Origin of the sequence: Asticcacaulis aquaticus (genome assembly GCF_028550415.1) — a bacterium.
GTDB lineage: Bacteria > Pseudomonadota > Alphaproteobacteria > Caulobacterales > Caulobacteraceae > Asticcacaulis > Asticcacaulis aquaticus.
Genome location: NZ_JAQQKX010000002.1, coordinates 326,088 through 336,859, shown reverse-complemented (window position 1 = coordinate 336,859; position 10,772 = coordinate 326,088). Strand labels below are relative to the sequence as shown.

The 10,772-nt window shown below is 60.2% G+C and carries 7 protein-coding genes; 1 reads left to right on the top strand and 6 read right to left on the bottom strand.

Annotated elements, in window-relative coordinates; translation table 11 throughout:
* From PQU92_RS04800 to PQU92_RS04775, 6 genes are all read right to left on the bottom strand, one after another.
* A partial coding sequence (locus PQU92_RS04800; RefSeq protein WP_272747072.1) for a transposase occupies positions 1 to 148 on the bottom strand: 148 nt, incomplete at its 3' end.
* A gap of 195 nt (positions 149 to 343) precedes the next feature.
* The gene (locus PQU92_RS04795; RefSeq protein ID WP_272747065.1) at positions 344 to 1,333 is read right to left on the bottom strand and encodes a hypothetical protein; all 990 of its coding nucleotides are present in this window, start codon (positions 1,331 to 1,333) and stop codon (positions 344 to 346) included.
* Between the two features lie 72 nt (positions 1,334 to 1,405).
* Complete coding sequence (locus tag PQU92_RS04790) at positions 1,406 to 2,425, bottom strand: hypothetical protein (RefSeq protein WP_272747064.1); 1,020 nt, start codon at positions 2,423 to 2,425, stop codon at positions 1,406 to 1,408.
* A gap of 57 nt (positions 2,426 to 2,482) precedes the next feature.
* Positions 2,483 to 3,421 carry an alpha-E domain-containing protein gene (locus PQU92_RS04785; RefSeq protein WP_272747063.1) on the bottom strand — a complete coding sequence of 313 codons (939 nt, stop codon included), beginning with the start codon at positions 3,419 to 3,421 and terminating at the stop codon, positions 2,483 to 2,485.
* 217 nt (positions 3,422 to 3,638) lie between these two features.
* On the bottom strand, positions 3,639 to 5,096 hold the full coding sequence (locus PQU92_RS04780) for a circularly permuted type 2 ATP-grasp protein (RefSeq protein ID WP_272747062.1): 1,458 nt from the start codon (positions 5,094 to 5,096) through the stop codon (positions 3,639 to 3,641).
* 74 nt (positions 5,097 to 5,170) lie between these two features.
* Positions 5,171 to 7,096 carry a class II glutamine amidotransferase gene (locus PQU92_RS04775; RefSeq protein ID WP_272747061.1) on the bottom strand — a complete coding sequence of 642 codons (1,926 nt, stop codon included), beginning with the start codon at positions 7,094 to 7,096 and terminating at the stop codon, positions 5,171 to 5,173.
* Positions 7,097 to 7,448: 352 nt separating this feature from the next.
* Between PQU92_RS04775 and PQU92_RS04770 the strand changes: the two genes are divergently transcribed.
* Positions 7,449 to 10,745, top strand: coding sequence for a transglutaminase family protein (locus tag PQU92_RS04770; protein ID WP_272747060.1), 3,297 nt, complete (start codon positions 7,449 to 7,451; stop codon positions 10,743 to 10,745).
* Positions 10,746 to 10,772: the final 27 nt, after the last annotated feature.

Genomic DNA, 10,772 nt, shown 5'->3' with positions numbered 1-10,772 from the left:
CCTGCCACCGGCATCCGGATTTTAGAACGTGAATAATGCCACTGATGATCCGACGATCATCATCCCGCCGTGCACCGGAATAGACCTTGGGCAAGACAGGCTCGATTGCCGACCATTGCACGTCACTAAGCCAGAACTCATGAGCCATAGCTTATCTCCTCGAATAAACGAAGAGAATCAATGTTTGCACCTTAAATCAATAGGATGATTAGGTTTTAAACCTAGAGCCGAATGACTTTAAATGGAATCGCCATTCCGCTCTAAGTTTTTGTTTTGTCGCGATATTGTCGTCGAAAACCGCTCACACTTTTGGCTGCGCCGAATTTCGTTTCGACATATCGCTCTATTTCTCCAGCGTCTCGCTCATCACCCACGCCTCGCGTTGCGAGCGGGCGTCGTCGCCGACCGTGATATCGCGCACCGACTGGCATTCGGCCTGACGCACCAGTCCGGTGTCCAGGCTGACCGTATAGAGGCAACGCGTCGAAATATTCAGGTCGATTTTACCCACCGGGCGGGTCGCCGTTCGCGTCCGGCGGGCTTCGGACCGGGCCGCCTGTTCCAGCTGTGGCCGCACGCTGATCGCATAGGTGTCGAGCGCGGCGCGGGTCGGACCGGATTCGTAGGTGATTTGCGCCGTGCGGCCTTTGGCATCCCAACCAGTCAGGGTCAGGGTTTCGCTGGCGCTCAGGGTGGCACCGAGCGGCCCGGGGATTTTCGAATCGAGCCGGTACGGGCTGTTCAGGCTGAGGCCCAGATTGTGCGGAATGGCCAGCATGGCGTCTTCGGGCAGGAACATCTCCGCCGCCATTTCCGGGGTCACCTGCGCATAGAGGGCGTCGAAGGCATCGGCCTGACGCGCCTTCATCAGCCCGGCCTTGCGCATGGCGGCCTTGAGGCGGGCCCGGAATTTCGGCCATTCATGCAGGGACAGGGGCGTCAAATTGGCGTCGGCCAGATAGGTGAGGCCACCGACATCGGCCATGACCCCCATCAGCTTTTCCAGCCCCGCATCGTCATCGGACAGGGCCGCACCCGTCACCTGAAAATCCGAGGTCACGATAGTTTTGACGACGCGGTAGCCGTCCTTGTCGGGCGTCAGGCTGTTGAGGAATTCGCCGGCATAGAGGGCGGTCTTGACCTGACCATTATGCGTGCTGTACGTGGTCTTGCGGATCGACTGACGCACCTTTGCCCCCCTGGGCAGGGTCAGCGGGATCTGAAGATAACCGGCGCCGTTGACGGGTGGGGCTGAGGTCTGGGTTTGAGCCTGAGCGAATGGTGCCGAAGCACAGGCCATCAGGACCATCAATATCGTCAGCCGCTTGTTCATACCCTTAGGTTGCCCGCCGTCCTGTTACAAAGAGGTCTTTGTGGCGCGACTTTGGGTCAACTCTGTGACCATCTATGGCACAAAACTTTCCGTAAAGTCGTAAATCTCGGTTTTGCTGGAGCTTTGCCCCATAAGGCTCACCGTGGTGATGCGTGTGCATTTGCCCTGCCGAACCAGCCCCGTATCGATAGCCATGTCGTAATCGCAGTGGGTCGATATGTCGAAGACATTGCCGGGATTGGCCTTCATCGCGGCTTCCATTTCGGCGATGGCCGCCGCTGGAGCCCCGGCGTCTTTCAGGAACTTCGGCAGAAACTCGTACATGAAAGCTTTCAGCGACTCCGGCTGGGGACGGTAGTCATAGGTCACCTGCGCCGTATTACCCGCGGCGTTCCAGTGGGTAATGACGAAGGTCTCGCTCACCGTGAGCGGATAGTTGCCGAGCGGCACGATGATTTCACTGTCGGCGCTGAGCGGCTTGTTAATCTCAAGCGCCAGATTGTGCGGCATGGCGATCATGGTGTCAGGCTGGAGAAAGGTCTGTGCGGCCTGTTCCGGCGTGAGGTTGCCGAACATCTTGTCCATCATGCCCATAACCTGCGCTTCGGTTTCGGGCGTGGGCGTCTTTCCGTCGGCGCGCAGAGTGGCACCAATCAGAGCGCGGGTGCTTTTCCACAGGTTCGGCCAATCCTCCAGCCGTTGCGGCGCCAGACCTTCGTCGCCGATATAGGTGAGTTCGGCAAAAGCCCCCGTCAAGGTTTTTAGAAAGATGGCTTCCGGCGTCTTGGCGTTCTGGTCGATGGTCTGGCCATCGGCACCGGTAACGGTAAAGGCGACCAGCGTCTTCTTGACCTTGTAACCGGCGTCGGTAGCGGTGAAATCGTTGCGGTAGCGGCTATGGCTGGAGGTGACCTTGGTCTTGCCGTCCCTGACCTCGGTCTTGCTGGTTTTGATTGTCTGATAGATTGTGCCCTTATCAGCGATGTTCAGCGGTAATTCGCGATAGTTCGGCGACTTAGGGTCGGGCAGGTCGATCGCCAGTGCTGAGGTGGCAAACAGCGCGGACGCGGCAATCGACAATAACAGGCGCATAAAAAACTCCCCCGAAAATTCCGAGGGAGTTTAAAAGGTTCAGGTTGTGGCGCAACCCTAGTTCTCGAAAAAGCTCTCATAGATCGACTGATCGACCAGGTTGAGTTTGGCCTGAAACACGTCGATGAATTCGTGCAGGCCTGAGGCGATGATGCTTTCGGTGTCGGCCTGATGCAGGCTCTGGGTCAGCAGCCCCATCTCGGTCAGGGCCGGGCAGGTGACCGGCTGCTCGGCGCAGATGTTGGACAGGGCCAGTGCTGCGTAGTCGAGGCTGAAGCGCAGCGAGCGCGGGAACAGCTTGGAGAATAGGAGGAATTCGGTCACGTCACGGTAATTGATCGAATGGTATTCCTGACGGTACATTTCCAGCGCATTGACCGATTTCAGCACCGCGCCCCACTGGACATTGTCGTAGGGGCTGTCGACCTGCTGGCCGCGCGGCAGAAGCAGGAAATACTTCACGTCCAGCAGACGCGCGGTCTTGTCGGCGCGCTCCAGCAACTGCCCCATGCGGGCAAAGTGCCAGCCGTCGCCGCGCGACATGGCGTTGATCATCATGCCCGAGAACAGGTTCCCCGACTGACGGACCTCGGTATAGTAGTCGGCCAGTGCCTCGACCGAGCGCTTGCGGCTGTGGGCCTGAGTCAGGTGGTACAGTTCGTTGATCTTCTCCCACACCTCGACCGGGATGATTTCGCGCACCGTGCGGGCGTTTTCGCGCGCCCGGAAGATCGAGGATAGAATCGAATTGGGATTTTTCTCATCGAAGGTCAGGAAGCGAACAACCGACTTTTCGTCGGCGACGCTGTAGCGTTTCTTGAAGCCTTCGTCGTCGCCGGAGGTGGCGATCAGGGGATACCACTGGGTCTCCTCGACGCTCAGGCCGAGGTCGAGCATCAGGTGTGTATTGACGTCGATGAAGCGCGCGACGTTTTCGGCCCGTTCGAGATAACGCGACATCCAGTAGATGGAATTGGCAACGCGGGACAGCATCATTGGTAACGGCCTTCCTATACGCTTTTATACCTCCCCGGCGTGCCGGGGAGGGGGACCGCACGAGCTTGCGAAGCAAGTGAGATGTGGTGGTGGGGGCTAGGAGAGATGCCGAGAACGCTTTGCGTGTGGGTCTTGCGCAGGCCCCCCACCGTCTGCGAAACCGTTGGTTTCGCATCCACCTCCCCCAGTAAACTGGGGGAGTATGAAGTTATGTGTCTCATACCCCACCCCCGAAGTCTTCGCCTTCGCCCAGAACCCAGGTGTCTTTCGAGCCACCGCCCTGAGAACTGTTGACCACCAGAGAGCCTTTTTTCAGCGCCACGCGCGTCAAACCGCCGGGCAGGGTAAATATCTCTTCGCCATAGAGCGAATAGGGGCGGAAATCGACGTGGCGGCCCTCAATCCCGTTGCCGATCAGGGTGGGCGCGCGCGACAGGGACAGGGTCGGCTGGGCGATATAGTCGCGCGGCGCGGCCTTGATCTTCTCGGCAAATTCCTTCTGCTCGGCCTTCGTGCTCTTTGGCCCGATCAGCATCCCGTAGCCGCCGGACAGGTTCACCGCCTTGACCACCAGCTTGTCGAGATTGGCCAGGACGTAGTCGCGCTCCTTGTCGTCCTCGCAGATATAGGTCGGGACGTTCTGCGCTATGGCCTCTTCGCCGAGGTAGTATTTGATGATCTTCGGCACGTAGGTATAGATCGCCTTGTCGTCGGCGATACCGGTACCCGGGGCATTGGCCAGCGCCACATTGCCCTTACGGTAGGCGTTCATGATGCCGGGGACGCCGAGCAACGAGTCCTTGCGGAAGACGGTCGGGTCGATGAACTCGTCGTCGATGCGGCGATAGATGACGTCGACCTGTTTGAGCCCGCGCGTCGTGCGCATATAGACGATGTTGTCCTCAACGATCAGGTCGGAGTTCTGACACAGGGGCACACCCATTTGCTGCGCCAGATAGGCGTGCTCGAAATAGGCGGAATTATAGATGCCCGGCGTCAGGACGACGATGACCGGGTCGTCTTTACCGTCGGGGGCGATGTGTTTTAGCGTCTTGTACAGGTGGTCGCCATAGTGCGATACGGGGCGCACCTTGAGCGTCTGAAACGCCTTGGGCAGGATGCGCTTCAGCACGGCGCGGTTTTCCAGCACGTAGGAAATGCCCGACGGGCAGCGCAGATTGTCCTCCAGCACGTAGAACTCGCCATCGCCGGCGCGCACGAAGTCGGTGCCGGAAATGTGCGTCCACACGCCCTTCGGCGGCTTTAGGCCTTCGCAGGGTTTCAGGTAGCAGGCCGAGGAGAAGATCATGTCGGCGGGGACGACCTTGTCCTTTATGATCTTCTGGTCGTTATAGATGTCCTGAATGAAGAGGTTCAGCGCGTGGATGCGCTGGGCGATGCCCTTTTCCAGCCGTTCCCAGTCGGTCGAAGAGACCAGCCGCGGGATAATGTCGAAGGGCAGGATTTTTTCGGTGCCCTTCTTGTCGCCATAGACGTTGAAGGTATTGCCCGACTGATAGAGGATGTCTTCGGCCGTCTTCTGCCGCCGTTTCAGGTCGGCGCGACTGAGGGCGTCAAGCTGCTCGATCAGGGCCGCCGCCGCCGCATGGGGCACGCCGTCGCTTTCGAACAATTCGTCAAAGAACCCGTCGGTTTTATAGGACTCTAAGCTCACAGTGGCCTCCTCAGTCTGGCCTTATTTTTATTGCTGGCAGCCTCGCCTTTGCCGCGAGGACAGCCTGAAATCACTCATAAAAAAACTTCATTCATCGTGACCTGAACGCGCAGGCCTTCCTTGCCGCCGCCGCGATAGATGGTCCCTGACGTCGGGGTCGCATCGCGGTAGTTGCGGCCGCAGGCGACGCGGATATGGTCCTGCGCCACCTGACAGCCATTGGTCGGATCGAAACCACGCCAGCCGATATAGGGGATATAGACCTCGGCCCAGGCGTGGCTGGCGTCCGACTGAATCTTGTTCTCGTAATTGGCACCGGTATAGATGTAGCCCATCCGGTAGCGCGCCGGGACGCCGAGCAGCCGCGCCAGCGTGATGAACAGATTGGCGAAGTCCTGACAGACGCCCTTGCGCGAGGCATAGACGTCGAACGGCGTGGTCGAAAACGAGGTCGAACCCGGCACGTACTGATAGTCGCGATAGATGGTCAGGTTGATGTCGTTCAGCGTGTCGATCAGGTGCTGCCCGTTGCGTTCGGCGAAGGAACGCGCATAGAGCAGCAGCTCTGAAATCTGGGTTTCCGGCATCTCCAGCAGCAGCAGATAGGGTTCCATGACCTGTAGCTGCCACGGCATCCACGACATGGGCAGCTTGGCCTGACGGCGCGTCGAGGCGTAGTCGTCGGGGGCCTGACCGAAGATTTTGACCAGCGAGCGGCACGAAACGGTCAGTTGCTTGTACGGCTTGATGATCGAATAGTGGATGTTCTGGTTGCCGAACACGTCCTCGAAACGCACGTCCTCGCCTTCGGAGGAGATGGTCAGGGTCGAGTGGATGACCTCCTGCACCTGATCCTCGACCGGGAGCAGACGGAAGGTATGGGTCGAGTGCTCGACCTCTTCCTCGTAGGTATATTCGGTCGAGTGGACCAAGTCGTAGAGCCGGTAGGTGAGGGCGGTGCCGTCGGCGGCGTGGGTGATCGACTTGGTGTTGATCACGTTCTGCTGGACGTGGCTCATCTGCGACAGCTTGGCGACGATCGAGGCCTGCTGGCTTTGCGCCTGCACGCTGGCGAACAGGGCCGAGCGCTCATTGACCTTTTCCAGCGGCCCGCCCTGAAGGATCGGCGATCCGGTAGTCGTCGTTTCCGGCCGCTGCGTCGGCGGCATCGGCAACTTCGGCAGGGGTTCTTTCTTGTTGGTCCACACCAGCGCCCCGCGCCGGGCGATGATGAGCTGACCGCCCTGCATCGGGGTCCAGTCGCCGGTCTTGAACGGCGAGGAGGCAAAGACGAACGCCGTGCGGAAGGTGTCGCGCGGATTGTTGAGCGAGAACGAAGCGGCGTCGCCTTCGAAGCCGGCCGCGTCGTGCGGCGGCTTGAGACGGCTATAGTACAGGCTCGACTGCGAATCCGTGCCGTAGAAGACCGCGACCGTCACCCCGTCCGAGATCGACATGTCGGCGGAGCCGAGATCGTCCAGTTGCAGGAACCAGCTCAACAGGATGTTGTGATCGATTTCGGCCAGGGTCCGCGCGCCATAGTCCTGAATCTTGCCCAGCAGGAACACGAGCGCCAGTTCGGAGTCGGTGCGCCCCAGCGGTTCGAGGAAGATCGAGGTATTGTGATGCAGCTTGCGGATGGCTTCCTTGTCGAGGTTGCCATTGTGCATGAAGACCCAGTCCTGACCGGCGAACGACCGGGTAAAGGGTTGGGTTTCGAGGTGAGTATAGCCCGAGGCCGCGCCGCGCACCTTGCAGAAGAAGACCGTCGAGCGGAAGCCTTCCCAGTCGCTCATCGCGCCCTTGAGGGAGACTGTATCCTTGGCCGCCGGGTCCTTGGCCACCATGGCGGCCTTGTTGTCGGCGGGGTACCAGGCCAGCCCCCAGCCCAGCGTGTGGTCGCCCTTTTGCGGACCCGTGCGGAACTTCAGATCGATGACCGGTGACGAGAGGCCGTCGAACGAGAAGGCAAAGATATCGCTCGAAATATCGCTGAACAAGGTGCGTCCTTTCACTCAACCCCAGACTAAGCCCTCAGGGGACCATGTCCATCATAAGGCTCATCACAAGGTTACACATTTTTTTCGCATTCGTTACAGCTCTGTGACGTGATTTTGTGGAGAAAGCTAATTTAAGTTTATGGGAAGCATGGTCCGCCTATCATACCTCCCCAGCTTGCTGGGGAGGGGGACCGCACGAACTTGCGCAGCAAGTGAGATGTGGTGGTGGGGGTTCTTGCTTTCTTACGTCCTGGCTCGTTAAGTGTAAGTAAGACACCCCACCACCACGCCTTTCAGGCGCGGTCCCCCTCCCCGCACTAAAGTGCAGGGAGGTATAAGAACGGATAGTTGAATGACCATTCTAGCGGCGCAAAACCACGTTACCGAATACCGTTACGACCGGTCGATATCGCTGGGGCCGCAGGTGATCCGCTTACGTCCCGCACCGCATACGCGGGCGCACGTGCAATCCTATTCACTCAAGGTGTCGCCGGAAAACCACTTCATCAACTGGCAGCAGGACCCGTTCGGGAACTGGCTGGCCCGCATCGTCTTTCCGGAAAAGGTCAACCATTTCAAGGTCGAGGTCGATCTGGTGCTGGAGATTCGCGTCTTCAACCCGTTCGACTTCTTCCTTGAGGACAGCGCGACCTTCTATCCGTTCGGCTATTCCGACGCCCTGAAGGAGGAACTGGCCCCCTATCTGGAGATCAAGGAATCCGACGACGTGCTGATGCAGTACGTTGCGTCGATTCCTGACGTGAAGCCCGATGGCGATAAATGGGGGACGGTCGATTACCTCGTCACCTTCAATCAGAAGCTCAACGGCGACCTCGGCTATACGTTACGCATGGAGCCGGGCATTCAGACCTCGGCCCAGACTCTCAACCTGCTTCAGGGGTCGTGCCGCGACATGGCGTGGCTGGCCTGTCAGGCGCTGCGTCACAAGGGGTTCGCCACGCGCTTCGTGTCGGGCTATTCGATCCAGCTCAAGCAGGACCTCGAATCGCTGGATGGCCCGTCGGGGGTCTCTGAGGACGTGACCGACCTGCACGCCTGGTACGAAGTCTATCTGCCGGGGGCAGGCTGGATCGGGCTCGACCCGACGTCGGGCATGTTCACCGGCGAAGGCCATATTCCGCTATGCGCCGCGCCCAACCCGACCTCGGCCGCGCCGATTACCGGGGCGCGCGAACCGTGCGACTCGACCTTCGATTTCGCCATGTCGGTGACGCGCATCTATGAATCGCGCCGCGTCACCAAGCCCTATACCGATGGCGAGTGGAAGCGCATCGACGCGTTGGGCCACAAGGTCGACGAGGCCCTGATCAAGCAGGATGTGCGCCTGACCATGGGCGGCGAGCCAACCTTCGTCAGCCTCGATGACCGGACCGGCGACGAGTGGCACTTTACCGCCCTGTCGGACAACAAGAAGAAACTCGGTTACGACCTGTTCAAACGGTTATCGGGTAAATTCGCGGTAGGTGCCTTGGCGCAGCACGCGCAGGGCAAGTGGTATCCCGGCGAAATCCTGCCGCGCTGGGCGATGAACTGTTTCTGGCGGCTGGACAAGCAGCCTCTATGGCTGGATGCTGGTTTGCTGGCCGACCCAGAGGCGACATCGGAAATAAAGTCCGATACCGCCAAAACCTTCCTGACCACACTCACGAAAGCTTTGGGCCTTTCCGAAGACCTCGTGATCGACGCCTATGAGGATATTCCTTACCTTCTGTGGAAGGAGCAGCGCATCCCGCTGGAAGGCGAGATGCTCAAGGCCGACCTCTATGAAGCGACCGAGCGCAAGCGGCTTCAGGCGCAGTTGGATAAGAATGTCGGGACGCCCACCGGCTATGTCCTGCCGCTGGCCTATTCGGCCAAGCGCGACGGCTGGATGTCGAATGCCTGGCAATTCCGCACCGAAAAAATGATGCTGATCCCCGGAGATTCACCGGTCGGTCTGCGTTTGCCGCTGGGGGCTCTGCCGTCGGTCGACCCGAAGAAACAGGCCCCGCATTTCTTCCCGCCGCGCTCGCCGTTCGCGCCCACTGAGGCTCTGCCGGACGCAACGGAGGCGGTCAGCGCCTATGCGGCAAAGATCGCCAAACCGAAGCCCCTGGCCGCTGCCTCGGCGGGGGACAACGGCCTGTTCAAGTCGGCCCTGTGCGCCGAGGTGCGCCACGGCAAGCTGTTCCTGTTCCTGCCGCCGATGGTCTATGCCGAGCACTATTTCGACCTGATCCACGCCATCGAAGCCGTCGCCACGCATCTGAAAACGCCGGTGGTCATCGAAGGCTACGGCCCGCCGCGCGATCACCGTGTCGAAAGCCTCAGCGTCACCCCTGACCCCGGCGTCATCGAGGTCAATATCCAGCCGGCGCGCGACTGGGACGAGCTGAAAACCATCATCACCACGGTCTATGACGAAGCCACGCAGTCGCGTCTGGTCGCCGACAAGTTCATGATCGACGGCAAGCGCGTGGCGACCGGCGGCGGCAATCACATCGTCATGGGGGCACAGAAGCCCGAGGACTCGCCGTTTCTGAGACGGCCCGACGTGCTGGGCTCGATGATCCGCTTCTGGCAGAACCATCCGTCGCTGTCCTACCTGTTTTCCGGTCTCTATATCGGCGCGACGTCGCAGGCCCCGCGCATCGACGAAGCGCGTCACGAGTCGCTCTATGAACTGGAAATCGCGCTGGACAACCTGCCGGACGCCGAGCAGCCCGTGCCGTGGCTGGTCGACCGACTGCTGCGTAACCTGCTGATCGACCTGACCGGCAATACGCACCGGGCGGAGTTTTGTATCGACAAACTCTATAGCCCCGACTCGGATCGCGGGCGTCTGGGGCTGCTGGAGATGCGCGGCTTCGAGATGTCGCCACACCCGCAGATGAACCTGATCCAGACCCTGCTGATCCGGGCCCTGATCGCCGTGTTCTGGAAGAAACCCTATACGGGGCGGCTGGTGCGCTGGGGCACGCAACTGCATGATCGTTTCATGCTGGGGCACAATGTCCGCGAAGACCTTTATGAGGTGCTGGCCTTCCTCAAGGCCAACGGTTACGCCTTCAGTCCCGACTGGTTCATCCCGTTCTTCGACTTCCGCTTCCCGTCGCTGGGGACGGTGCAGATCGGCGCGCTGAAGCTGGAACTGCGCAGCGGGCTGGAACCGTGGCCGGTGATGGGTGAGGAACAAAGCGCCGGCGGCACGTCGCGCGGGGTCGATTCCTCGGTCGAGCGGCTGGAGGTGATCCTGAGCGGTGCGGTCGGCGATCAGCACATCGTCACCTGCAACGGACGCCGTCTGCCGCTGCATTCGACGCGTGAAGCGCATGTGCAGGTCGCGGGCGTCCGCTACAAGGCCTGGGCGCCGTATAGCGCCCTGCATCCCAATCTGCCGGTCAATACACCGCTGATCTTCGATGTCATCGATACGCGGCTGGAGCGCTCGATCGGCGGCTGCAAGTACCACGTCATGCACCCCGGCGGGCGCAATTACGATACCTTGCCGCTCAATGCCAACGAGGCCGAGGGCCGTCGTCTGTCGCGGTTCGAGAGCCCGACCCATACGCCGGGCAAGCTGCGTCCGCCGCCGCTGCTGATCAATCCGGATTATCCGATGACGCTGGATCTGCGACGCAAAGGATAGGGCGCGTTACAGGGTTTGTAACCGGGC

Bases quoted from the DNA above. Each gene is read 5' to 3' on its own strand.
- PQU92_RS04785 (WP_272747063.1), bottom strand. From the start codon at position 3,421: ATGATGCTGTCCCGCGTTGCCAATTCCATCTACTGGATGTCGCGTTAT.
- PQU92_RS04790 (WP_272747064.1), bottom strand. From the start codon at position 2,425: ATGCGCCTGTTATTGTCGATTGCCGCGTCCGCGCTGTTTGCCACCTCA.
- PQU92_RS04770 (WP_272747060.1), top strand. From the start codon at position 7,449: ATGACCATTCTAGCGGCGCAAAACCACGTTACCGAATACCGTTACGAC.
- PQU92_RS04795 (WP_272747065.1), bottom strand. From the start codon at position 1,333: ATGAACAAGCGGCTGACGATATTGATGGTCCTGATGGCCTGTGCTTCG.